This window comes from Streptomyces griseobrunneus (assembly GCF_046713465.1).
Taxonomy (GTDB): domain Bacteria; phylum Actinomycetota; class Actinomycetes; order Streptomycetales; family Streptomycetaceae; genus Streptomyces; species Streptomyces microflavus.
Genome location: NZ_CP177080.1, coordinates 4,391,657 through 4,416,300, shown reverse-complemented (window position 1 = coordinate 4,416,300; position 24,644 = coordinate 4,391,657). Strand labels below are relative to the sequence as shown.

The window sequence follows — 24,644 nt, the reverse complement described above, 5'->3', positions numbered from 1 at the left end:
TCGTCGCAGAGTTGTGGACCTGTTGAGCTGCAAACTGTGAGCGTCGCCATGGCCCTCAGCCGTCGGCCGCCTGACCAGCACACGCCTGCCAGCCCCCGGGGACAGACCGGGAGGATCCCGGCGCGACGCGAGCCCGGGACGTACCGCTGAACTGCTGCATCCTTCAGCTGTTCTGCTCGCGCATCATGTTCCGCAGCGCGGTGCGAGCCGCGATCAGGTCGTCCTGTGTCTCATCCACCGTGCGCTGTAGCGCGACCCGTTCAGCGGCCATCGCCGCCAGTGCCTGGTCCCGGGCCTCGACGTGGCTGACCAGCTCCTTCACTCGGGCCACCAGTTCCGCAGAGCCCGCCTGGTCGACCTGTTGCCCCAGGCTGCGTTCGACCGCGCCCCTGAGCCGGTCACGTTCCTCGCGGACCGTCCGCAGCTCAGCGCGGGCCAGCTCCAGGTCAGTGGCCAGGCTCGCCGAGCTCGCGCTGGCGCCTTCACTGCGCTGGCGTGACGTTTCCCCGGCCTGCCCCTTTCGGGCCTGCTCGATGTACTCCCGGACCCCCTCGGCATAGACCAGCCAGTTCGAGACGCCGGCCGCCTTCGCCACCCCGAGGAAGCTGATCGGCTCCCCGTTCGCCTTCATCTGGTCCACCACCGCGAACACCCTCGTCCGCTTGTCGCGGCTGTCCTTGCGACGCGCCTCCAACAGAACCTGGGCAGGCGTCCGGGGCTCAGTCATGCCACTCCACCCGCCCGCCGGGGGACCACCGGCATCGGCAGGGCAACGGGGCTCGGGGAGGTGGAGGAGGCCCGCAGCCGACGCAGGACCCGGCTGGCCTCTTCCACCTCGGCGCGTTCTTCGTCCGACATGCCCTCCATTTTGTCTCTCATTTTCATGATCACCTTCTGGTAGTCGCCGATCTCGCCCGCCATGCCCGTGATCGTGTAGTCGGCCGCCCCCATGGCCTCAGCCATTTCCTTGTTCGTCTTCAGCGTCCTGACGTGATCCTCGATGGCAGGCAGGTGAGAGGGATCGGGCCGAAACGACGGGCAGCCCGAGCACTGGAAACGGATGGGGCACGCGTGCCCGCCGGCCTTCACGTTGGACGGCTCGATGCAGTTGCCGTAGTGAACCGCGACCGACCCCACCATGTAGGAGTTCGCGGAGCCCATTGGGGCCGGCTCACCGTGGCGGTCGGTGGTGTGGAGCCGCATCTTGTCCATGGCCGCACGCTTCATCTTGTTGCTGATCTTGTAGTACGAGGCCGTGGTCTGCGGCGATCGGTGATCCATCAAATCCTGCAGGACGTGCATCGGAACCCCGGCGTCGGCATACCGCTGGCAGAAGCTGTGCCGGAACGCGTAGGGGAAGATCCTTGTCCGATCAAACGGCAGGAACTGCCCGTCCTCCCCCATCTCGTCGGACTCCAGTACGGGGATGGACAGGAACCAATTGCGCAGGAACAGCCACAAATCACCGGTCTCCAGATGCTTCTTGCGGGCTGTCCGTCCGGGGAACAGGAACTCGCTGCTGGACTCGGGAAGGGCCAGCGTTGAACGGACTTTCAGCCACGCCTTGAGCGCTTCCGCAGTTTCTGCCGGGATGGGTAGGCGTCGCCGCAAGCGGCGGCCCTTCCGGTTGTCCCATATGAGCTGGTACTCGCCGGCGTCGAACTCCAAGCACTGCGCCGAGATCGCACCGATCTCGACCGGTCGGCGCCCGGTGTCGCGCAGGAGGATGTAGACGGTCCGGAACATCGCCTTGACCGCCTCCTTGGGGAGGCTGCCATATGTGAGGTCGCCGAGTAGATGCAGGTGATCATCCAGTTGGTGGAAGACCGTGTCCGGCAAGGCTTTGCCGATCTCGTCCTCGTTGTCCTCCAGCACCTTGACCCGATGCCCCTTGTGCCGGGTGAACTTCTGGGACAGCGCATTCAGCACTCCGTCGAGACGGCCGAACTCCAGCAGCTCGAAGAAGCGGTTGCACAGAGCGTTCCGCTGCATCGACTTGTAGTCGGTGCCGTCCAGCCGCTTCGCCACGTTGAACGCTTCGACAACCGCGGTCATCTGTGAATAGCCAAGAGCGCCTGGGTCATGGCCGCCGCCGGGCAGTAGCTCCAGCCCGTTCGAGGCGATCACTGCGGCGCGGTGGATGTTGCGCAGCTGGCTGCTGCTCGGGCTGGTGACACGGCCGAAGTGCATGGCAAGCTCCCGAAGCCACTCCTGCCGGATCTCCCCGAAGTCGATCTCCCCCTTCTGGCGAGTCCGGTCGGCGACCGGGGCGAGTGAGGGGATGCTCTGTCCGATGACTCGCAGGTCCCAGACGAGCTTGCGAGTGGGGTCAACGCCCCTGAACTCGTCAAAGGAGGCGGCGATGTTCCAGTGGATCTGCCGAAGGATGGACGCGCATCCCACGTCGGCGATCTTGTCGTAGTCGGGGAAATTCGCCCTGTCCAGGGCGATGCTCGACAGGCCGGTGAGCTTTCGCACCGCGGCCCTGATGTTGATCGGAGGAACGGTCTTCCCCTGAACGTCACGCAGTTGAAGAACATGCAGAACCTCCAGCCTCACGACCTCACTCAGCGGCGCCAGGGAGAACATCGTCGCGTCGAACAGCGGAACCTGCCGCTTGACCCAGTCCGCCAGCCCCGCCTGATCGGCATCGGCGGACAGCAGCTTCCCGGCCGCCTGCCGGCGCCGGACCTCCGTGTTCCAGCGAGTGTGGTGCGTTATGCAAAGTCCGGCAGAACTGCGCCGCTCCATGTGGCATCCGAATACTGGGCACTCGTCGAGGGCCGCATAGGGCGTTTGCGTAGACAGCCAGGCGTCCAGGTCGGCAGGTTCCGGGCAGTACCTGAACCAGCGCTGGTAGTGGGCGGCGCACAGTCCCCGGGACTGCGAGTGACGGGCGCATCCATCCACCTCGCAATCGTCAAAGCTGCGGTGCTGACGGATCTGCGCAGGTCGATATGTGGCGGAGAACTCATCCGGGGGCAAGTCGCTCTGCCGGGCGGCGCGGTCGCAGGCAGTGCACCATCGGCTGCCGGTGATGGGCTTCCTGCAGTCGCGCACCGAACAGGCATTGATCCGCGTCGCGGGATTGGCGGGGTCCCCCGTGAACAGCAGGTCAGCGGCGTTCCACTCACTCGGCCGCCAGCCGGGATCCAAGCGGCTCCTGAGCCACTTCTCCCACTCGATCAGCACCTGCGGCGTTGTAGCGTCCGCATCGTTCAGCACATCAACCTGTGCCATTGCCGAGAGCGTCATCAGCGCTCGCCCCGAAGCTGGGAGACGAGCCTGACCGCGTCGCGTTTCTCCTGGTCAGAAGCGTGCAGGTAAGGCTCCATCGACTGCGGTGAGACGTGCCCCATGATGTCCTGGATGACATGTCGGGGCTTGCCCTCGCGCACCCAGCGCGTCGCCGCGGAGTGCCGCAGCATGTGCGGATGGGCCTTGAAACCTGCCTTCTTCGCCAAGCGTACGAAGAGCTCGTAGGTGCTGGGATACTTCATCGCCTGCCCCAGCGGACCGTTGAAGAGATTCACGAACACCATGTCGCAGCCCGTAGCCTCCGCGACCCGCTCGCGTTCCCACTGGTATTCGGCGTAGTGACCCGCCAGGTCGTCTCCCACCGGTATCCATCGCGGGCGCCGGGCCTTGGAGAGCGCCCCGTTGGAGTTCTGGCGGCGTCGGATGTGCACGTGGGCACCCTCCACCCGGCAGCCCAGCGACTGCGAGTTGGCCAGCAGGTGCATGTCTTCGCGGCGCAGGCCCAGTGCCTCACCGATGCGCATGCCGGTCACGGCCAAGAGCACGAGCAAGAACCTGTCTCTGGCATGAACGGCGCCGTCCATCAGCCGCCTCACCTGCTCGTCTGTCAGGTATTCGAAGCCGGGGACGGAGACCTTGAAACGGATCGTCTTCACGTGGACCGTTGCGTACTGGCCGGCTTCTCCTGCGTCGCGACCAGGTACATATCGCAGCTGCTTCGGCTGAGACAGCAAAGTCACCAGATCGGGTGATACCAGGTCGAGAGCCGCAGCGCAGAAGCGCAGGAACTGGCACACCGTGGTCAGGATGTCGTTCGCGGTCTTCTTCTGCCGGTGGCGCGGCTCCGCGGGCGCCTTCCGGCCCCGAGCGGGCAGCGGCTCATCCACCAGCCACTGCAAGAACGCCCCCAACTGACGCATCGTCGGAGCGGTCCAGTCGACCCCATGGTCCACGCAGTACGACAAATACAGCGCGACACGGCCGGCGTAGACGCGCTCGGTGTTGATCGAGGCGTCCTCCTGATTGCGCAACGAGGTCAGGTAGGCCGAGGAGGGCATGTGCAGCTCGTACGTCGAGTTCACCACGACCCAGATCGGCGAGCCGTCGCTGGGGGCCACAGCTTTCTGAGGGCGATATGCCCGTTGTTGGTACGTCACTTGAACCCCGTCGATATCTTCGAGGCACATGATTGGAGATCACATGTGCCTCATGTGCCAGAACGATCTTTGGAGCCCAAGATAACGATGGTGCCCACCGCGTACTCGGAGGTGGTCATCCCGCGGTCGGCCGACCGACCCAGCCTCCGCACCCACGTCGGCCGCCGGGCGCGGCGGCAGACTGCACCGACCGCCAGTCCGGTTCGTGCGGTTCGTTCCTCGAACTTCTTCTTCATTTCGTCCCCCGATGGGCATCGATCGATATCGAGCAGGCGTCCGAGCTGAACGCCCATGTGCGAAAGCCGGACGGGCCTAATCCACCACCAGCAGTCCGCCGGCCAGGCCGATGATCACCGGCGCCACCCCGACCGCCAGGAAGGCGGGCAGGAAGCAGAGTCCGACCGGCGCGGTGATCAGGACCCCGGCCCGCTGGGCACGTGCCACGGCCGCACCGGCCCGTTCGGCACGCATCGCCTCGGCCAGCCTGGAGACCGGCTCCGCCGCCGGGGCCCCGGTCGATCCGGCCCGGTGCAGGCAGCGGGCCAGCGGACCGGCGCCCGGTATCTCCCCGAACCGTCCCCACGCCTCGGCCGGCTCTCCACCGAGGCGGATCTCGGCGGCGGCGCGGGCAAGCCGGTCGCCGACCGGCCCGCCGATGGACTCGCCCACCGCCTCCGCGGCCTCTCGTGGCCCGGCCCCGACGGCGACGCAGGCCGCCAGCAGATCGGCGGCCAGAGGAAGCTGCCCGGCGATCACGGCCCGCTCCTCCCTGCTCTCGCCCGGACCGGGCCGGGGCCGGGCCCGCTGCCACCGCCACGTCCCGTACGCCGCGGCCGAACCGACCGCACACCCCACCAGGCCGCCGACCAGAATCCATCCGGCCAGCCAGGCCCCCGCCGGACCGCCCCACCGCATGACACCGACGCGATCGCCGACACCGGAACTGGCACCGGCACGATTGCCCGTCCGGACCACACTGCCCATCCGGTCCCGTCCAGCAGCCGCCCAGGACCACCAGCCGGTCCGCACGCCCTGGTTGACCTCCAGCAGCATTGCGCCCCGGCCGCGCACCGTTCGTCCCCGGTGGCCCGCCGCCGCGGCAAAGGCCAACTGCACCGCGGCGCCCAACAGTGCCCCCGGCATCCCCAGGCTGTGGAGAACTCCTCCCGTCGCGTTCATGGGGTCTCCGCTCCGCGCACGATCAGGCAGGCCCAGAAGAGTCCGGCCGCCTCCAGGGACCCCCCGACCGCCAGACAGAACAGCCCGCCCGGCGTGTGCAGCAGGACCCGCAGGGGATCGGCTCCGAGCGCGGCCCCCAGACCCAGGCCAGCCACCGGCAGCAGCGCCAGGACCACGACGGTCGACCAGGCCCCCGCCAACTGGGCCCGCAGCTCCTCACGTCTGCGCCGGTCGGCCCGTAACGCCGTCTCAAGGCGGTCCAGGCCGGCCGCGAGACCGGCTCCGCCGTCCACCGCCACCCGCCAGCACGCGGCCATCCCGGAGAGGCCACCCAGCCCCGGCCCGTCCGCCGCCTGCCGCATCGCCGCGGGCACATCGCCCCCGAAGCGCGCGGCCGCCAGCACCGCGGACTCCGCGTCCCCCAGCCACGCGCCACCACCCGGCCCGCCCCTGGCCTGCGGCTCCCCGTCCGCCGCGCACTCCCGCAGCCCGGCCAACAGGGCCTGGCCCGGCTCCTGTCCGGCCCTCAGCTCCCCGACCACGGCCCCGCACAGCACCGCCACCGTGTCCCCCGCCCGTTCCCGCTGCCGACGCCTGGCACGAGCGCGCACCCACCTCCGTACCAAGGGCACCGCCACAGCTCCGGCGATCAGCGGCAGCACCGACGCACCGAGCACGGCGAGCAGCACCGCCACCGGAACGCACCACCATTCGCGCCGCTCCACGACCAGCCGCCGGGCCCTGAGCAGACACGGCCACGATCGCCAGGCCCGCCACGGCTCGGCCGGCCCGTCCACGAGCAGGACCCGCGCGCGCCGGACCCCGGGGTCCCTCATCGCGGCCAGCCACACAGCCGCACCCCCGCAGAGGGCCGCCGTATGCACCGCGTAGCCCGCGATTCCCCCCGTCACAGCGCACCCCCGATCAGCGACTCCAGCCGCTGCCAGCCCCGCTCCGGGGCGAACCCTTCGGCGCCCCAGCTCAGGGCCGGCACCGTGAACACCAGGCCGGCCGCGTCCCGTTCCAGCACGTGCACGTCGGCGATCCGCCGCCGTCCGGCCCGGTCCCGTACGAGATGCACGACCACCGACAGCGCGGCCGCCAACTGGCTGTGCAGTGCGGTCCTGTCCAGCCCTGCGGCCGTCCCCAGCGCCTCCAGCCGGGCGGGTACGTGCTCGGCGGCATTCGCATGGACGGTGCCGCATCCTCCTTCGTGACCGGTGTTCAGGGCAGCCAGCAGCTGCGCCACTTCGGCACCTCTGACTTCTCCCACCACCAGCCGGTCGGGGCGCATCCGCAGCGCCTGGCGCACCAGATCGCGCAGGGTCACCAGGCCCGCGCCCTCCTGGTTGGCGGGGCGGGACTCCAGGCGCACCACATGGGGGTGGTCGGGGCGCAGTTCGGCGGAGTCCTCGGCGAGCACGATCCGTTCGTCCGCGCCGACGGCGCCCAGCAGGCTGGCCAGGAGGGTCGTCTTGCCCGCCCCGGTGCCTCCGCTGATCAAGTAGGAGAGACGGGCCTCCACCATGGCGCGGAGAATCCGGTCGCCGCCCGGCGGCACGGTTCCGGCCTCCACCAGCTCCGCCAGGGAGAACGCCCGCGGGCGCACCACCCGCAGGGAGAGACAGGTCGAGCCGACGGAGACCGGGGGCAGCACGGCATGCATCCGCGTCCCGTCCGGCAACCGCGCGTCCACCCAAGGCCGGGCATCGTCCAGCCGCCTGCCCGCCACCGCGGCGAGCCGCTGGGCCAGTCGCCGTACCGCTGCCGCGTCCGGGAAGGTGATCCCCGTCAGCTGGAGCCCGCCGCCCCGGTCCACCCACACCCGGTCGGGTGCGGACACCAGGACATCGGTGACCTCGGGGTCCGCGAGCAACGGCTCCAGCACGCCCGTCCCGACGAGTTCACCGCGCAGCTCGGCTGCGGCCCCGAGCACCTCCGCATCGCCCAGCAGCCGCCCCTGGGCCCGAAGTGCGGCCGCCACTCCGGCCGGTGTGGGCGCGCCGCCACTGCGCGCCAGCCGTTGGCGTACGGCATCCAGCAGCGCATCGGTCATGGTGCGCCTCCCCCGGCCGGAGCCACGGCGGAACCGGGCTCCCCCGCCGCTGCCGCCACGTGCTCCCAGAACTCCGCGCAGAAGCGGGCCAACGGGCTGCGGGCACTGCCGCCGGGCGGCATTCCGCCGTCCTGAGCGGCCAGGAGACCTGATTCCAGGGGGAGTTCACCGACGAGGGGCAGGCCGATGGCCTGGGCCACCCAGCGCTCGTCCAGCCCTGCCGCATACGGCCCCCGGGCCACCACCCGCATGTCGTCCAGCACCATGCGAGCCGTGGACGCGACACGCTTGGCCGCCGCGACCGCCCTCAGCTCGCCCGGCACCACGAGCAGGCCCAGGTCGAGCTGGGCGAGGGCTTCCGCGATGCCCTCGTCCACGCGGCGCGGCAGATCCACGACCACCACCCCGCCGAGCCGGCGCGCGGCGGCCAGCACCGCCTGTACGGCCTGCGGCGCGATGGCCACCTCGTCGTCGCGGCCCCAGCTCAGCACCCGCAGTCCGTGGAGGGCGGGCAGGGAGTCCTCCAGGGCTCCACCACCGAGGCGCCCCTTCGAGTGAGCGAAATCCGGCCACCGCATACCCTCGGCCCGTTCCCCGCCGAGAAGTACGTCGATGCCCCCGCCCAGGGGGTCCGCGTCGATCAGCATCGTCCGCCGGCCGGACCTCGCCGCGCTGACGGCGAGTGCGCAGGCCAGCGTCGATGCGCCGGAGCCGCCCCGCCCGCCCATCACTCCGACGGTGAGCGCCGGCCTGCCGACGCCTTCGGCGGCATTGGCGATCTGATCGACCAGCCAGCCCTCCGAATCCGGCAGCCGCAACACATATTCGGCCCCGATCTCGACCGCCCGTCGCCAGACGTCCGGGTCGTCCTGGTCCCGCCCGACCAGCATCACCCCCCGCCTGCGGACGGCACCGCGGCACCGAGCGGCCGCGTCATCGCCCACGAGGACCATCGGGGCCTGCTCCCAGCCGCCCCGTCGCCCGGGCGGTCCGTGATGAACCTCCGGCTCAGCCCCGGCCGCCGCGCACAGCCGCAGCAGGTCATCGAGCAACTCCACGTCTTCCGTCACGATCAGCGGTCCGCCGCGTCGCCCTTCGGCGACCGTCAGCCCTTCTCGCGTGAGGGATCCAGCCACGATCTCCGCCCCTTCCCACTGCCCCAGCAGTGCGGTTCGCGGCGATCCCGGAGCGTTTCCGAGATGCGCGATTCCGGTACCCGCGGACTTCGCGGGAGGAATCAACGTGCAGCACCACGAAAAAACATGTGGATCTTGCTCGAAAACTGTGGACAACTTCGGCGTTGTGAATATCTCCGTCACCCGAACCAGCGACTTCCGGAGCGCAGCCTCGCTGCTACACACTGTGACGAGACGGAGTTCGCGCCGACGCCTCGCACGAGCGGGCCCACAGGGGACGAAAGGGAGGGACGCGCTGAGCCCAGGAGGCAGAAAACCATCCGGACATGCGACGACCCCCGCCGGGGGGGAGAGCGGGGGTCGTCCCCACGGTCCGACTCGGGGGGGGGAGGAGCCGGACCGGGGTTAGCACGGTCGCGAACGATCCGTGACTTCCATGGTGTACCCGAGGCCCTTCTCAGGCAAACCCACACGCCGGATTTTACGCCGAATGGCGGGCCCCTATGCTCAGCGTTGTGGAAAACTGCTTCTCGCCGCGCACAGCAGCCTTCTTTGACCTGGACAAGACGGTCATTGCGAAGTCTTCGACGCTGACCTTCAGCAAGTCCTTCTACCAAGGCGGACTGATCAACCGCCGCGCCGTGCTGCGCACCGCGTACACACAGTTCGTGTTCATGGCCGGGGGCGCCGATCACGAGCAGATGGAGAAGATGCGTGCCTATCTCTCCGCCCTCTGCAAGGGATGGAACGTCCAGCAGGTAAAGGAGATCGTCGCCGAGACCCTGCACGACCTGATCGACCCGATCATCTACGACGAGGCCGCCACCCTCATCGAGGAACACCACACCGCCGGCCGCGACGTGGTCATCGTCTCGACCTCCGGCGCGGAGGTCGTCGAACCGATCGGCGAACTGCTGGGCGCCGACCGTGTCGTCGCCACGCGCATGGTCGTCGGCGACGACGGCTGCTTCACGGGAGAGATCGAGTACTACGCCTACGGGCCGACCAAGGCCGAGGCCGTGAGGGCGCTCGCCGTTTCGGAGGGGTACGACCTTTCGCGCTGCTACGCCTACAGCGACTCGGCAACCGACGTACCGATGCTGGAAGCGGTCGGCCACCCGCACGCGGTCAACCCCGACCGCGCGCTGCGCCGCGAAGCGACCCTTCGCGAGTGGCCGATTCTCGTCTTCGATCGTCCGGTCCGGCTGAAGCAGCGGCTGCCCGCCTTCTCGATGCCGCCGCGCCCGGCACTCGTCGCCGCCGCCGCGGTAGGCGCCGCAGCCGTCACCGCTGGACTCGTCTGGTACGCCAGCCGTCGGCGTACCGCCGGCGCGGCGCTGCCCGGCTGACCCGACGCGCGACCGGCGGCGAGGAGCATTCGACCGACGGGGCGCACTGCCCGATTCGCCCTTGATTGAACCTAAAAGTAAAGAAGTGGGACCAGGGCTTCCCCTTCCCCCGGTCCTGGAGTACAAAGGACTCAACGGCCCGCGAGACCAAGGACATCCGTGAGGATGACCTGTAACGCAGTGACGGCCCCACGGACCGAGCACGAAAGCCGAGCACCCACGCGACGTCGACCCGTCGATTACGGGCCAGCCGCACCAGGTGACGGGCAAAGTACCCGACCTGATGGGCAATTTACGAGGACGCTTGGTAACTGGGCGGACGTGCCAGCGGCGGTACCGCACTCCGGTACCGCCGCAACCCTTTCCCCAGGTCACAGTCGCCGGAGCGCCACCCCTTCCGCTGCCCCGGGCGGCCGCCTACGCCGCGCCGCGCTGCAGGGCCTCGCAGACCGCCGTCGATTCGCGCACTCCCAGCTCGACCGAGCGGCCGCAGTGCGCGATCCACGCGGCCACGCCCTCCGGAGTGCCCGTCGTATAGCCCTCGAACGCCGCGACATACGCCGCCCGCCCCTGCTCCGCATGGCCCACCTCGGCCGGACAGATGGACTTCGGGTCCAGTCCGCTGCCGATCAGCACGACGCGCTCGGCGGTGCGGGCCACCAGACCGTTGTGGGAGCCGAAGGGGCGCAGCGCCAGCAGTTCGCCGTGCACCACCGCGGCGGTCACCAGGGCGGGGGCCGCGCTGCCCGCGATGATCAGCTGGGAGAGGCCTTCGAGCCGTCCGGCCACCTCCTCGGCGCCGGGGAGCGGCGCTTCGATCAGCGGTTCGTCGACGGGTTCACCCGCCAGTCGCGGGCGCCCGACGGCGTCATCCGGTGCGGCCCCGCCGGCCGCGACCAGGTGCAGCCGTGCCAGCACCCGCAGAGGCGACTGTCGCCAGATGGAGAGCAGTTGTCCGGCCTCCGCGGTGAGACGCAGCGCGGCTCCGACCGTGCGCGCCTCGTCCTCACCGCTGAAGTCGGTGCGCCGGCGGACCTCCTCCAGGTTCCAGTCGGCACCGGCGAGCGCCGCCGACCCCCGGGAGCCCCGCAGCGCGGCTTCGGCCGTGACCTCGTTGCTGCGACGGCGCATGACGCGGTGACCGTAGACCCGGTCGACGGCCTTGCGTACGGAGTCCACGGCATCGGGCACTCCGGGCAGAGCACCGAGCGTGGCGAGCGGGTCTGAGGCAGTCGTACTCATAAGTAGCGAGGCTACGCGCCCCGTACACCCGGACCGCCCCCAAGTGGCCATCTTCACGAACATCGACAGCGCTGTGCAATTGACCCACTACCCTAGGTGAACATGAAGATCGCTTTCGTCGGGAAGGGCGGCAGCGGTAAGACCACGCTGTCCTCGCTCTTCATCCGTCACCTCGCTGCCAATGAAGCCCACGTCGTCGCCGTCGACGCCGACATCAACCAGCATCTGGGGGCCGCTCTCGGCCTCGACGAGGCGGAGGCCGCCGCGTTGCCCGCCATGGGTGCGCACCTCCCTCTCATCAAGGACTACCTGCGCGGCACCAACCCCCGTATCGCCTCCGCCGAGACGATGATCAAGACGACTCCACCCGGCGAGGGCTCGCGGCTGCTGCGGGTCTGCGAGGACAACCCGATCTTCGACGCCTGTGCGCGTACGGTCCGGCTCGACGACGGGGACATCCGGCTGATGGCCACCGGCCCGTTCACGGAGTCCGATCTCGGCGTGGCCTGCTACCACTCCAAGGTCGGGGCCGTCGAGCTCTGCCTCAACCACCTGGTCGACGGCCCGGACGAGTACGTCGTGGTGGACATGACGGCGGGGTCGGACTCGTTCGCCTCGGGGATGTTCACGCGCTTCGACATGACCTTCCTCGTCGCGGAGCCGACCCGGAAGGGGGTGTCGGTGTACCGCCAGTACAAGGAGTACGCACGGGACTTCGGCGTCGCGTTGAAGGTCGTCGGCAACAAGGTGCAGGGCCGGGACGATCTGGACTTCCTGCGCTCGGAGGTCGGGGACGACCTGCTGATCGGGGTGGGCCACTCCGACTGGGTGCGGTCCATGGAGAAGGGGCGGCCGTCCCGGTTCGAGCTGCTGGAGGCGGACAACCGGATGGCCCTGCAGGCCCTCCAGGACGCCGCCGAGGACTCGTACGAACTGCGCGACTGGGAGCGCTACACGCGGCAGATGGTGCACTTCCACCTGAAGAACGCGGAGAGCTGGGGCAACGAGAAGACGGGCGCCGACCTGGCCGCCCAGGTCGACCCCGCCTTCGTGCTCGGTGAGGGGCGCGCGGGAGCGGCCGTCCCCGCACCCGCCTGACCCGCCGGCCGACCCCTCCGGGCCACCCCGGCGGCTGCCGGCCGAGGTGACCGGAGGGGGGCCCGGGGTGCCTAGTCGGCGTTCCGGGCCTTCTGCTCTCCGGCCTCGGGCCCGGCCGCCTTGCCCTTCTCCGCCTGCTGGGCAGCGGCGGCCTGGGCGCCGAGGTAGGTCTTCCACCCCTCCTTGGGCGTCTCGCCTACGCCGAGCGTGGCGAGCTTGGCCAGCGCCTGCGGGTCCTGTGCGTCCAGCCAGTCCGCGAGCTGCCGGAAGGACACGCAGCGGACGCCTTCCTTGGTGCACACCTTCGCGATGGTCTCCTCGATGGCGCGCATGTAGGTGCCGCCGTTCCAGGACTCGAAGTGGTTGCCGATGATCAGCGGCGCCCGGTTGCCGTTGTACGAGCGGTCGAAGGCCTGGAGCAGGCCGTCGCGCATCTGGTTGCCCCAGTACTCGTGCTGGGAGGGGTCGCCCTGTGTCGTCGTGCCGGACTGGTTGACCATGAAGTTGTAGTCCATGGAGAGGGTCTCGAAGGCGCGGCCGGGCATCGGGACGAGCTGGAGCGGGATGTCCCACACGCCGTCCTTCTTCTTGGGCCAGACCTGGTTGCCGACACCACTGGAGTCGTAGCGGAAGCCCATGTCCCGGGCCGCGGCGACCATGTTCTTCTGCCCTTCGAGGCAGGGAGTGCGGGCGCCGACCAGCTCCTGGTCGTAGTCGAAGGGGAGCGGCGCCTCGCCCTTCAGCTCCGGGGCGTTGGTCTTCCAGTTCTTGACGAAAGCCTTCGCCTGGTTGATCTCGCTCTTCCACTCCTCGACGGACCAGGTGCCCACACCGCCGTCCGGGCCGCAGAAGTGGCCGTTGAAGTGGGTGCCGATCTCGTTGCCGTCCTTCCAGGCGGCGCGCACCTCGGCGAGGGTGTCGCGGATGCCCTCGGTGTCGTTGAAGCCGATGTCGGAACGGCCCGCCGAGTGCTGCGGCGGAGCATAGAGGGATCGCTTCTCCTCAGGCAGGAGATACACACCGCTGAGGAAGTACGTCATGCTCGCGTTGTACTTCTTGGCGACACCGCGGAAGTGCGAGAAAAGCTTCTGGCTGTCCTCTCCGGCACCGTCCCAGGAGAACACCACGAACTGCGGCGGCTTCTGACCCGGCGCCAGGCGCTGGGCGGCCGGCATCTTCGGCTGGGCGCCGGTGAAGGCGGTGGAGCCGTCCCCGATGAGCTTGACCGCGTTCTTCGGAGCAGCCTGCGGAGCGTTCTCCTTCGCTCCATGGGCCCCCTTCTCCGCGCCCGCACCGGCACCACCAGGTGCGGAGCCTCCGGATCCGGCACCGGAACAGCCCGCGAGTACGGCGACCAGCGCCGTGGTCATGACGCCCAGGGCGATCCTCTTCGTGGCGGCCATCATCCGCCCACCCTCTTCCTTGCAGGTTATTTGCGTTGAGTGCCGACACGGCGCGGCCAAACTCGCACGCGGCTTTGCAGATAAGAGGACGACATGCCGAATGAAAAGCTGCCTATTCGCTTGAATGGGTGACGCGCTGACCTAAATGCCGCGAATGCGAGATGCCGATCTTTACTCTCCATTACCATTCGTTTACTGAGAGTTGAGAAATCCCGCCGCTGCACGCCGTGACCCACGGCCGCGTCCCTTACGTCCTCGCGACCGCGCTGCCTCCGGAGGAGACGGGAACATGTCCGCCTGCGCCCCCACTCGCCATGACCGCACACCCCGCCGTTCGCGCCCCCGCCGCGCCTCGGGGATGAAGAGCCCACACAGCCCACCGCCCACCGGCGGCCGCCGCCTGCGGATCGCAGGCACGGATGTGTCCGCCTCGATCACCGTCTTCCTCATCGCCGTCCCCATGTCGCTCGGCCTCGCCCTCGCCGTGGGCGCCCCGCTGGAGGCCGGGCTGGTGGCAGCGGCCATCGGCGGCATCGTCGCCGGGCTGTTCGGGGGCACACCGCTCCAGGTCAGCGGTCCTTCCGCCGGGCTGACCGTCGTCACTGCCGAGCTGATCCAGGTCTACGGATGGCGCACCACCTGCGCCATCACGGTCGGCGCCGGGCTGCTCCAGATCCTCCTGGCCACCCTGAGAGCCGCACGCAACGCGCTCGCCGTCAGCCCGGCGATCGTGCACGGGACGCTGGCCGGCATCGGTGTGGCCATCGCGCTCGCCCAGCTGCACATCATGCTGGGCGGGTCACCCCAGAGCTCCGTGGTGGCCAACGCCCTGGCCCTGCCGGAGCAGCTGGCCCGGATCAGTCCGGCGGCCCCCCTCATCGGGGCGCTGACCATCTCTGTTCTGCTGCTGTGGCCCCGGCTGCCGGGACGGGTCGGCCGGACGGTACGGAGAATCCCGGCCGCGCTCGCCTCGGTGGTGATCGCGACCTCGGTGGCGGCGGTGGCGACGCCCGGGCTCGCCCGGGTCGACCTGCCTTCCTGGCGGTCGCACGCCCTGCCGGAGCTACCTCAGGGACCCGTTCTCGCCCTGGCCACCGCGGTGTTCACCGTGCTGCTGGTGGCCAGTCTTGAATCGCTGCTCGCCGCGGTGGCCGTGGACAAGCTGGCCGCCGACCGCGCGGGAGAGCAGGCCCCCCTGACCTCCCCCACTCCGCCCCAGCGGTCCGACCTGGACCGCGAGTTGCGCGGCCAGGGCATCGCCAACACGCTCACCGGGCTGCTGGGCGGGCTCCCGGTGGCCGGGGGCGTGGTGCGAGGTTCGGCCAATGTGCGGGCCGGGGCGACCGGTCGCGCCTCCACCGTGCTGCACGGGGTCTGGGTCCTCCTCGCGGCAGGCCTGCTGGTCACCGTGTTCGAGTGGATTCCGCTGGCCGCACTCGCCGCCCTGGTGATGGTGGTCGGGGTCCAGATGGTGAGCTTCGCGCACATCCGTAACGTCCATAAGCACCGGGAGTTCCCCGTCTACGCGGCCACCGTCGCCGGTGTCGTCGCCTTCGGGGCGCTGGCGGGCGTCGCGCTCGGGGTGGGCGTGGCGGTGATCGTCTCGCTGCACCGGCTGGGCCGCACGAAGATCACCGTGACCGAGCAGGACGGCCGTCATGTGGTGACCGTCCACGGCCAGTTGACCTTCCTGGCCGTCCCGCGGCTCACCCGGACCCTCGGGCAGCTGCCGCCGGGCGTCGACTCGACCGTCGAGCTGGACGGGTTCTTCATGGACCACGCCGCCTACGAGGCGATCCAGGCCTGGCGCGGTGCCCAACTCGCCCAGGGAGGCCGGATCGACTTCACCGGCAGGTCCGGCAGCCGCATCGCCGAGCCGGCCGCCGCGGCCCACTCGTGCTGCCGCCCCTGGACCCCGTGGCGCAACCACCACTGCCACGACCGTCCCACCCGCCCCGCGGACAACAGCGGCACCACCGGCATGTTCCCCGACAGCGGTTCCGGCACCTCCCCCACCGCCGGGGCCGGCGGGAAGGGCGGCGCGCATCGACTGCTGAGTGGCCTGAGTTCTTTCCAGCGGAACACAGCGCCTCTGGTCCGCGACGAGCTGGCCCGGCTCGCCTCCGAGGGCCAGTGCCCCTCGCAGCTCTTCATCACCTGCGCCGACTCCCGCCTGGTCACCAGCATGATCACAGCCAGCGGCCCCGGCGACCTCTTCACCGTGCGGAACGTCGGCAATCTGGTGCCTCAACCGGGCACCGCGCCGGCCGGGAGCGGCGACGACTCGGTGGCCGCGGCGATCGAGTACGCGGTGGAGGTGCTGCGGGTCGAATCCATCACCGTCTGCGGACACTCCGGCTGCGGCGCCATGCAGGCGCTGCTGAAGGGCGAGCCCGACTCCGGCCCGGAGAAGCCGAGGACCCCCCTGTGGCGCTGGCTGCGCCACGGTCTGCCGAGCCTGGAGCGGATGGCATCGCGCCGCCACTCCTGGGCGCGGATCTCCGGCCGGCTGCCCGCCGACGAGGTCGAGCAGCTCTGCCTCACCAATGTGGTCCAGCAGTTGGAGCACCTGCGGGCGCACGAATCGGTGGCCCGGAGGCTCGCCGAGGGGACGCTCCAGCTGCACGGCATGTATTTCCACGTCGGCGAGGCGCAGGCGTATCTGCTGACCGAAGGTTCCAGCTCCGGGACGGGCCCCGACGAGGTCTTCGACCGCGTCGGCACCGGAGAGCTGGAGCGCACCGGCGTCTGAACCGGACAGGCCCCGGGTCCGTGAGACCTGATGACCCCGCTCCGCGCCGCACGGCACGGCAGCGAGCCGCAGGGCGACTTTGCGCCACACGTCGTAAAGCAGTCCTGACCAGCGGAGCGGGATCATGCTTCCATACAGGAAGACACAGGTCTAAACCAATTCCCGGCAGACACTTGTCACCCGGCCTCGCGCCTGATGAGCTATGCCCCGGGACACAACGGACACCCTGGGACTGGGAGAAGTCGTGAGCAACGAGAGCCTGGCCAACCTGCTTCGGGAAGAGCGAAAATTCGCTCCGCCTGCCGAGCTGGCCGCCAACGCCAACGTCACCGCAGAGGCGTACGAGCAGGCCGAGGCGGACCGGCTGGGCTTCTGGGCCGAGCAGGCCCGCCGCCTGACGTGGGCCACCGAGCCGACCGAGACCCTCGACTGGAGCAATCCGCCCTTCGCGAAGTGGTTCGCGGACGGCAAGCTGAACGTCGCGTACAACTGCGTGGACCGCCATGTCGAGGCGGGCAACGGCGACCGGGTCGCCATCCACTTCGAGGGCGAGCCCGGCGACAGCCGCGCCATCACCTACGCGGAGCTGAAGGACGAGGTCTCCCGCGCCGCCAACGCGCTGACCGAACTGGGCGTCAGCAAGGGCGACCGGGTCGCCGTCTATCTGCCGATGATCCCCGAGGCCGCCGTCGCGATGCTGGCCTGCGCCCGCATCGGCGCCACGCACTCGGTGGTCTTCGGCGGCTTCTCCGCCGACGCCATCGCCACCCGCATCCAGGACGCGGACGCCAAGGTCGTCATCACGGCCGACGGCGGCTACCGCCGGGGCAAGCCCTCCGCGCTCAAGCCTGCGGTCGACGACGCCGTCTCCCGTATCAAGAGCGTCGAGCACGTCCTCGTCGTCCGCCGCACCGGTCAGGACACCGCCTGGACCGAGGGCCGCGACGTCTGGTGGCACGAGATCACCGCCCGGCAGTCCGCCGAGCACGACCCCGAGGCCTTCGAGGCCGAGCAGCCGCTCTTCATCCTCTACACCTCGGGCACCACCGGGAAGCCGAAGGGCATCCTGCACACCTCCGGCGGCTACCTCACCCAGGCGGCGTACACCCACCACGCGGTCTTCGACCTCAAGCCGGAGACCGACGTCTACTGGTGCACCGCCGACGTCGGCTGGGTCACCGGGCACTCGTACATCGTCTACGGGCCGCTGGCCAACGGCGCGACCCAGGTCATGTACGAAGGCACGCCCGACACCCCGCACCAGGGCCGCTTCTGGGAGATCGTGCAGAAGTACGGCGTCACGATCCTCTACACGGCGCCGACCGCGATCCGTACGTTCATGAAGTGGGGGGACGACATCCCCGCCAAGTTCGACCTGTCGTCCCTGCGCGTCCTCGGTTCGGTCGGCGAGCCGATCAACCCCGAGGCATGGATGTGGTACCGCAAGCACATCGGCGCCGAAAAGTGCCCGATCGTGGACACCTGGTGGCAGACCGAGACCGGCGCCATGATGATCTCGCCGCTGCCGGGCGTGACGGCGACCAAGCCGGGCAGCGCCCAGCGCGCCCTGCCCGGAATCGCCGCCACCGTCGTGGACGACGACGCCAACGAGGTGCCGAACGGCGGGGGCGGCTACCTCGTCCTCACCGAGCCCTGGCCCTCCATGCTCCGCACCATCTGGGGCGACGACCAGCGGTTCCTCGACACCTACTGGTCGCGCTTCGAGGGCAAGTACTTCGCGGGCGACGGTGCCAAGAAGGACGAGGACGGCGACGTCTGGCTGCTCGGCCGGGTCGACGACGTCATGCTCGTGTCGGGCCACAACATCTCGACCACCGAGGTCGAGTCGGCCCTGGTCTCCCACCCGTCGGTCGCCGAGGCGGCCGTGGTCGGTGCGAACGACGAGACGACGGGCCAGGCCATCGTCGCGTTCGTGATCCTGCGCGGTACGGCGACCGCGTCCGACGAGCTGGTCGTGGAGCTGCGCAACCACGTCGGGACGACCCTCGGCCCGATCGCGAAGCCTAAGCGGGTGCTGCCGGTGGCCGAGCTGCCCAAGACCCGCTCCGGCAAGATCATGCGCCGCCTGCTGCGCGATGTCGCCGAGAACCGCGAGCTGGGCGATGTCACCACGCTCACCGACTCCTCGGTGATGGACCTGATCACCACCCAGCTGCCGTCCTCGTCCTCGGAGGACTGAGACCGGACAAGCTTCTTCTGTACGGCTCCGATGGGCATCCGGCGACGCGCCGGGTGCCCATCGGGCATTGCGGTCGAATGTCACCCAAAATGATTTTCACCCCTACCGTCCCGGTACAGTGGGCGCTTCATCCACAACTTCAGAGGACATCTCCACAGGGGCGCCGGGAAGACTGGTCGGCACATTGATCAGTCATGCCCACATGCCCACTCAACCTGGAGGTTCTCTCTCGTGGCCCCGCCCACCCCCACACCGCCGCCCCAGCGCTCGCTGCTCGGCCGCCTCCCCCTCCCCGAGCGGAACTACGTCGCGGAAACGCTTCGGACCGAGACCGTGGGGGGCGTGCTCCTGCTCGTCGCCGCAGTGGTCGCCCTGCTCTGGGCGAACACGTTCGGCGGATCGTACGAGGAAGTCAGCAAGTTCCACTTCGGTCCAGGCTCCATCGGTCTGGACCTCTCCGTGGCCCACTGGGCAGCGGACGGGCTCCTCGCTGTCTTCTTCTTCGTCGCCGGCGTCGAGCTCAAGCGGGAACTCGTCGCAGGCGAACTCCGTGACCCGAAGGCCGCCGCCCTTCCCGTCGTGGCGGCCCTCAGCGGCATGGCGGTGCCGGCCCTCGTCTACACCCTCACCGTGGTCCTGGGCGACGGCTCCCTGGCCGGCTGGGCTGTCCCGACAGCAACCGACATCGCCTTCGCTCTCGCCGTCCTCGCGGTGATCGGAACCTCGCTGCCGTCTGCACTGAGAGCCTTCCTCCTCACCCTCGCGGTCGTCGACGACCTCTTCGCCATCGTGATCATCGCGGTGTTCTTCACCTCGGATCTGAACTTCCTGGCCCTTGGCGGAGCCGTGCTCGCCCTTGCCGCCTTCTACCTGCTTCTCCGCTTCGACGTCCGCGGCTGGTACGTCTACATCCCGCTCGCTCTCGTGATCTGGGGCCTGATGTACAACAGCGGGGTGCACGCCACCATCGCCGGTGTCGCGATGGGGCTGATGCTCCGGTGCACCAAGCGCGAAGGGGAGGAGCACTCTCCCGGCGAGCACATCGAGCACCTGGTACGCCCGCTGTCGGCCGGTATCGCTGTTCCGCTGTTCGCCCTCTTCGCCGCCGGGGTCTCCCTCCAGGGCGAGGCGCTGGCAGGCGTCTTCACCCGACCCGAGACACTCGGCGTGGTCCTCGGGCTCGTCCTGGGCAAGACTGTCGGGATCTTCGGCGGTACGTACCTCGCCGCCCGCTTCACCAAGGCCGAGCTGAACAAGGAGCTGGCCTGGGCCGATGTCCTGGCGGTCGCCTCGCTCGCAGGTATCGGGTTCACCGTCTCCCTCCTTATCGGCGAGCTCGCCTTCGAGGGTGACTCGGAGATGATCAACGAGATCAAGGCCTCCGTACTGATCGGCTCCCTGATCGCAGCCGCACTGGCCTGTGTCCTACTCAAACTGCGGGTGCGCAAGTACAGGGAGCTGTACGAGGCCGAGGAGCGGGACGAGGACGCATCCGGGGTGCCCGACGTCTATGAACAGGACGATCCGGGGTACCACCTGCGGATGGCCGCGATCCACGAGGAGAAGGCGGCCGAGCACCGCCGTCTCGCCGAACGGGCGGGGGCAGCGAGCAACAAGCCGGACAGTCCGGCATGATCTGACATCGGATGTGTCGAAGACGGAGAGGGAGTCAGGGATGAGCGACCCCGGCAACTACGTGGGCAGCGCGGACCGCAGCATCGGGCAGCTGGTCGCCTCGGCGACGGCCGAGATGTCCGCGCTGGTGCACGACGAGATCGCCCTGGCGAAGGCGGAGGTACGCCAGGACGTCAAGCGCGGGGTGATCGGCAGCGTGGCGTTCATCGTCGCGGGCGTACTGCTTCTGTTCACGATGCCGATGCTGAGCTTCGCCGCCGCGTACGGCATCCACAACCTGGGCCTGGGCCTCGCCTGGTCGTTCCTGATCGTGGCCGGCGGCTTCGTCCTCCTGGCGGCGCTGCTCGGGCTGATCGGCTGGCTGAAGTTCAAGAAGGTCAAGCCGCCGGAGAAGTCCATCGCCTCCGCCAAGCAGACCGCCGCCGTCCTGCAGAAGGCGAAGCCGCACCCCCGCCCGGCCATCGAGGCCGACGCGATCCTCAAGCGCTCCGGCTCCAGCCTCGCGGCGGGTACGGGCGTCGAGAGCCTCCCCGGTAAGGACAAGGCCGCCTCTGTGGCACGCTCGTCCACATGACGGTTCCCGATTCCAGCGCATTCGGCCCGGCGGGTTCGGCGAGCCCGCAGGGTTCGGCCGGCCCGGCGGGCTCCTCGACGAGCCCGGCCGGCCGCCTCTCCTCGGGCGACGGCCGTTCCGCTTCCACGGGTCAGGCCGGCGCCGGAGGACCCGTACGGATCGATGGCCCCTGGACCCATCGCGATGTGGCCGCCAACGGTGCGCGGTTCCACATCGCCGAGATGGGCGAGGGGCCCCTGGTCCTCCTTCTGCACGGGTTCCCGCAGTTCTGGTGGACCTGGCGCCACCAGCTGCCCGCGCTCGCCGAAGCGGGCTTCCGGGCCGTCGCCATGGACCTGCGCGGGGTGGGCGGCAGCGACCGGACACCGCGCGGTTACGACCCCGCCAACCTGGCGCTCGACGTCACCGGGGTGATCCGCTCCCTCGGTGAGCCGGACGCGGCCTTGGTCGGCCACGATCTGGGCGGCTACCTCGCCTGGACGGCCGCCGTGATGCGGCCCAAGCTGGTGCGCCGGCTCGCCGTCTCGTCCATGCCCCACCCGCGCCGCTGGCGCTCCTCGATGCTGTCCGACTTCGCGCAGTCGCGGGCGGGCTCGTACATCTGGGGCTTCCAGCGCCCCTGGCTGCCGGAGCGTCAGCTCGTCGCGGACGACGCGGCCCTGGTGGGAAAGCTGGTCCAGGACTGGGCCGGGCCCCGGACCCCGGAGTTCCCCGACGAGGAGACCCTGGCCGTCTACCGGCGGGCCATGAGCGTCCCCTCGACGGCGCACTGCTCGATCGAGCCGTACCGCTGGATGGTCCGTTCGATGGCTCGTCCGGACGGGGTCCAGTTCAACCGGCGGATGAAGCGGCCCGTGCGCGTACCCACCCTGCATCTGCACGGATCGCTCGATCCGGCGGTCCGGACCCGGAGTTCGGCGGGGTCGGGCGAGTACGTCGAGGCGCCCTACCGGTGGCGACTTTTCGACGGTGTCGGTCACTTCCCCCACGAGGAGGATCCGATCGCCTTCTCCACCGAACTCATCAACTGGCTCAAGGATCCTGAGCCCGACCGGTAGCCGAGCACCCGCCAGGGGCACACCCGTCCGACGAACAGCCACTTGCCTGCCGCATAAGCCAATTGGCTGACTCGCGCACGATTACCGACCTTGGGTCACGGGCAGACGTCGGGGTATGGGCTGGACGCACGACTTCACTGACGAAGCACGCAACCGCCGCTCCACCGCGACAGCAGGTGCGAGCACTCATGAGGGGGGCGGCCCCTTGGGCCGGGTGCACGATGTGCAGGACCTTCATCATCACCGGCTCGGGATTCCGCGCATCCTCCGCCGTCGGGCCCGCTGGGTCTCGGCGCGGCTGCGCCACCCCCGTAGCTGATCTCTCCTGACACCTCGCCCCCGCCGATCCGCATGCGCTGACCGGCGGGGGTCTTCATCGCTCACGGCTATCCCGGGCGGGCCTCAGAGGGCGCAGCCCTGGCTGTCGACCTGCTGGTTCGCCGTGCGGCCGATCTCGATGTCCTCGCGGATCTCGTCGGCCGTCAGGGCGTAGCCGGTGTCAGGGTCGTCGAGCGACTTGGCGAACACCACTCCGTACACCTTTCCGTCCGGAGTGAGCAGCGGGCCGCCCGAGTTGCCCTGGCGCACGGTCGCGTAGAGCGAGTAGACGTCGCGCAGGACGGTGCCCCGCTGGTAGATGTCGGGGCCGTTGGCGTCGATACGGGCGCGGACCCGGGCGGAGCGTACGTCGTAGGCGCCGTTCTCCGGGAAGCCCGCGACGATCGCGCTGTCGCCGCTCTCCGCGTCGTCGTTCGTGCCGGTGAACTCCAGGGGCGTGGCCTTGAGGTCGGGGACGTCCAGCACCGCGATGTCGCGCTGCCAGTCGTAGAGGACCACCTTCGCGTCGTACAGCCGGCCTTCGCCGCCGATCTGGACGGTCGGCTCCTCGACGCCTCCGACGACGTGGGCGTTGGTCATCACACGGCGGTCGGAGAAGACGAAGCCGGTGCCTTCGAGGACCTTGCCGCAGCTCGGGGCCGTACCCACGACCTTGACGATCGACTTCTTGGCGCGGGCGGCGACCGGACTGCCCGCCAGCGCCGGGTCCGGGGGCTCGACGTTGGTGATCGGCTCGTTGTCGAAGGGGCTGAAGACCTGCGGGAAGCCGTTCTGCGCGAGGGCGGAGGAGAAGTCCTCGAACCACGGCGGCGCCTGTTGGGGCATCACCCGGGAGATCCCGAGCAGGACCGAGGAGTTGCGGACCTCCTTGCCGAGGGTCGGCAGCGAGGTGCGGGCCAGCGGCAGGGCGATCAGCCAGGCGACCAGCAGCATGGCCACCACGTTGACCAGGGCGCCGCCGGTGGCGTCCAGCGCGCGGGCGGGCGACCACGTGATGTACCGGCGGAGCTTGTTGCCCAGGTGGGTGGTGAAGGCCTGGCCGACCGAGGCGCAGATGATCACGATGACGACCGCGCCGATGGCCGTCGCGGTGGAGACCTCGGCCCCCTCGGTCACCCGGTCCCAGATGATCGGCAGCAGATAGACGGCGACGAGACCGCCGCCGAGGAAGCCGATCACCGACAGGATGCCGACGACGAAACCCTGTCGATAGCCGATGACCGCGAACCATACGGCGGCGAGCAGCAGCAGGATGTCCAGCACGTTCACCGTCGATAGCCTCGCAGTTTCGTCACCTGGCCCGTCGGGGGTGACGGGGTCCGGGCCGGGCCCGGTACAGCGCAGCAGGACAGCCAGCGTGTCATGCGCGCCAGTCGAGCGGCACCTGTCTAGCCCTGTCCCACGGGCGTTCCCAGCCCGCGTAGTGCAGGATCCGGTCGATCACTCCGGCCGTGAACCCCCAGACCAGGGCCGATTCGACCAGAAAGGCCGGACCGCTGTGCCCGCTCGGATGTACGGCGGTGGCCCGGTTGGCCGGATCCGTGAGATCCGCCACGGGAACGGTGAAGACCCGGGCCGTCTCCGCCGGATCCACCACCCCGACCGGGCTGGGCGCACGCCACCAGCCGAGGACGGGCGTCACGACGAAGCTGCTGACGGGGATGTACAGCCGGGGCAGTACGCCGAAGAGCTGGACGCCCCGGGGGTCGAGACCGGTCTCCTCCTCGGCCTCGCGCAGCGCTGCACGCAGCGGCCCGGTCGTGGCCTGGTCGCCGTCCTCGGGGTCGAGGGAGCCGCCGGGGAAGGACGGCTGCCCGGGGTGCGAGCGCAGGGTGCCGGAGCGCTCCATCAGCAGCAGCTCGGGGCCGCGCGGACCGTCGCCGAAGAGGATCAGGACGGCGGACTGTCTCCCCGCCCCGCTCTCGGGCGGCAGGAAGCGGCTGAGCTGCTGCGGGCGGACGCTGCGGGCGGCCTGGGCCACGGGGTCGAGCCAGGCGGGCAGGCCCGCCGTGGTCACGTCGATCGCCGCACGGGTGACCGCCGTATCCGTGTCCGCATCCGTGTCCGCGTGTGTGTCCGTGTGCGTCATCGGCACCCCCCTTGTTTCACAACGCCTGTCGTCGGCCATTTCGTTCCGAGCCATTTCGTCGTTCTCGGGAGGGCTGTCGTCTCTCGGGAGGGGTGTCGTCTCTCGGGAGGGTGCTCGAT

General features: G+C 69.7%; 19 protein-coding genes. 8 read left to right on the top strand and 11 right to left on the bottom strand.

Going from position 1 to position 24,644, the window contains the following annotated elements; translation table 11 throughout:
* Positions 1–163: 163 nt before the first annotated feature.
* From ACK8N7_RS20150 to ssd, 7 genes are all read right to left on the bottom strand, one after another.
* Entirely contained in the window at positions 164–727 is a 564-nt protein-coding gene (locus ACK8N7_RS20150) for a DUF6262 family protein (protein WP_500443551.1), read from the bottom strand.
* A complete protein-coding gene (locus tag ACK8N7_RS20145; protein ID WP_500443550.1) occupies positions 724–3,240 on the bottom strand; it encodes a tyrosine-type recombinase/integrase in 2,517 nt (838 codons plus the stop codon). The genes ACK8N7_RS20150 and ACK8N7_RS20145 overlap by 4 nt, the downstream gene beginning before the upstream one ends.
* A gap of 14 nt (positions 3,241–3,254) precedes the next feature.
* Positions 3,255–4,445, bottom strand: a complete 1,191-nt coding sequence (locus tag ACK8N7_RS20140; protein WP_500443548.1) for a tyrosine-type recombinase/integrase — start codon at positions 4,443–4,445, stop codon at positions 3,255–3,257.
* 282 nt (positions 4,446–4,727) lie between these two features.
* The gene (locus ACK8N7_RS20135; RefSeq protein WP_403214660.1) at positions 4,728–5,594 is read right to left on the bottom strand and encodes a type II secretion system F family protein; all 867 of its coding nucleotides are present in this window, start codon (positions 5,592–5,594) and stop codon (positions 4,728–4,730) included.
* Positions 5,591–6,505, bottom strand: a complete 915-nt coding sequence (locus ACK8N7_RS20130; RefSeq protein ID WP_500443546.1) for a type II secretion system F family protein — start codon at positions 6,503–6,505, stop codon at positions 5,591–5,593. The genes ACK8N7_RS20135 and ACK8N7_RS20130 overlap by 4 nt, the downstream gene beginning before the upstream one ends.
* On the bottom strand, positions 6,502–7,650 hold the full coding sequence (locus ACK8N7_RS20125; protein ID WP_500443544.1) for a TadA family conjugal transfer-associated ATPase: 1,149 nt from the start codon (positions 7,648–7,650) through the stop codon (positions 6,502–6,504). Before ACK8N7_RS20125 ends, ACK8N7_RS20130 begins: the two co-directional genes overlap by 4 nt.
* The gene (ssd, locus tag ACK8N7_RS20120; protein ID WP_403214631.1) at positions 7,647–8,786 is read right to left on the bottom strand and encodes a septum site-determining protein Ssd; all 1,140 of its coding nucleotides are present in this window, start codon (positions 8,784–8,786) and stop codon (positions 7,647–7,649) included. Before ssd ends, ACK8N7_RS20125 begins: the two co-directional genes overlap by 4 nt.
* 503 nt (positions 8,787–9,289) lie before the next feature.
* On the opposite strand from ssd, the gene ACK8N7_RS20115 reads away from it, so the two are divergent.
* A complete protein-coding gene (locus ACK8N7_RS20115; protein ID WP_403214629.1) occupies positions 9,290–10,135 on the top strand; it encodes an HAD family hydrolase in 846 nt (281 codons plus the stop codon).
* A gap of 417 nt (positions 10,136–10,552) precedes the next feature.
* On the opposite strand, the gene ACK8N7_RS20110 is transcribed toward ACK8N7_RS20115, so the two are convergent.
* Positions 10,553–11,377, bottom strand: coding sequence for a Fic family protein (locus tag ACK8N7_RS20110; RefSeq protein WP_403214627.1), 825 nt, complete (start codon positions 11,375–11,377; stop codon positions 10,553–10,555).
* Between the two features lie 102 nt (positions 11,378–11,479).
* Here ACK8N7_RS20110 and ACK8N7_RS20105 point away from each other — a divergent pair, with 102 nt between their 5' ends.
* Positions 11,480–12,475: an ATP-binding protein gene (locus ACK8N7_RS20105; protein ID WP_500443541.1), complete on the top strand. Its 996-nt coding sequence runs from the start codon at positions 11,480–11,482 to the stop codon at positions 12,473–12,475.
* Between the two features lie 71 nt (positions 12,476–12,546).
* On the opposite strand, the gene ACK8N7_RS20100 is transcribed toward ACK8N7_RS20105, so the two are convergent.
* Positions 12,547–13,881, bottom strand: a complete 1,335-nt coding sequence (locus ACK8N7_RS20100; RefSeq protein WP_500443540.1) for a polysaccharide deacetylase family protein — start codon at positions 13,879–13,881, stop codon at positions 12,547–12,549.
* A gap of 286 nt (positions 13,882–14,167) precedes the next feature.
* Between ACK8N7_RS20100 and ACK8N7_RS20095 the strand changes: the two genes are divergently transcribed.
* From ACK8N7_RS20095 to ACK8N7_RS20070, 6 genes are all read left to right on the top strand, one after another.
* Complete coding sequence (locus ACK8N7_RS20095; protein ID WP_500443538.1) at positions 14,168–16,630, top strand: bifunctional SulP family inorganic anion transporter/carbonic anhydrase; 2,463 nt, start codon at positions 14,168–14,170, stop codon at positions 16,628–16,630.
* Positions 16,631–16,832: 202 nt separating this feature from the next.
* A complete protein-coding gene (gene acs, locus ACK8N7_RS20090) occupies positions 16,833–18,830 on the top strand; it encodes an acetate--CoA ligase (RefSeq protein ID WP_500443537.1) in 1,998 nt (665 codons plus the stop codon).
* 231 nt (positions 18,831–19,061) lie between these two features.
* Positions 19,062–20,465 (top strand): Na+/H+ antiporter NhaA, encoded by a 1,404-nt coding sequence (gene nhaA, locus ACK8N7_RS20085; protein WP_500443535.1) that lies wholly within the window; start codon positions 19,062–19,064, stop codon positions 20,463–20,465.
* Positions 20,466–20,505: 40 nt separating this feature from the next.
* On the top strand, positions 20,506–21,039 hold the full coding sequence (locus ACK8N7_RS20080; protein WP_015609447.1) for a phage holin family protein: 534 nt from the start codon (positions 20,506–20,508) through the stop codon (positions 21,037–21,039).
* Positions 21,036–22,097 carry an alpha/beta fold hydrolase gene (locus ACK8N7_RS20075; protein ID WP_500443533.1) on the top strand — a complete coding sequence of 354 codons (1,062 nt, stop codon included), beginning with the start codon at positions 21,036–21,038 and terminating at the stop codon, positions 22,095–22,097. The genes ACK8N7_RS20080 and ACK8N7_RS20075 overlap by 4 nt, the downstream gene beginning before the upstream one ends.
* Positions 22,098–22,212: 115 nt before the next feature.
* Complete coding sequence (locus tag ACK8N7_RS20070) at positions 22,213–22,416, top strand: hypothetical protein (RefSeq protein ID WP_358726969.1); 204 nt, start codon at positions 22,213–22,215, stop codon at positions 22,414–22,416.
* Between the two features lie 83 nt (positions 22,417–22,499).
* On the opposite strand, the gene ACK8N7_RS20065 is transcribed toward ACK8N7_RS20070, so the two are convergent.
* Positions 22,500–23,705 carry a MarP family serine protease gene (locus ACK8N7_RS20065; RefSeq protein WP_403214613.1) on the bottom strand — a complete coding sequence of 402 codons (1,206 nt, stop codon included), beginning with the start codon at positions 23,703–23,705 and terminating at the stop codon, positions 22,500–22,502.
* A 91-nt stretch (positions 23,706–23,796) separates the two neighbouring features.
* The gene (locus tag ACK8N7_RS20060; RefSeq protein WP_500443530.1) at positions 23,797–24,525 is read right to left on the bottom strand and encodes an NUDIX hydrolase; all 729 of its coding nucleotides are present in this window, start codon (positions 24,523–24,525) and stop codon (positions 23,797–23,799) included.
* Positions 24,526–24,644: the final 119 nt, after the last annotated feature.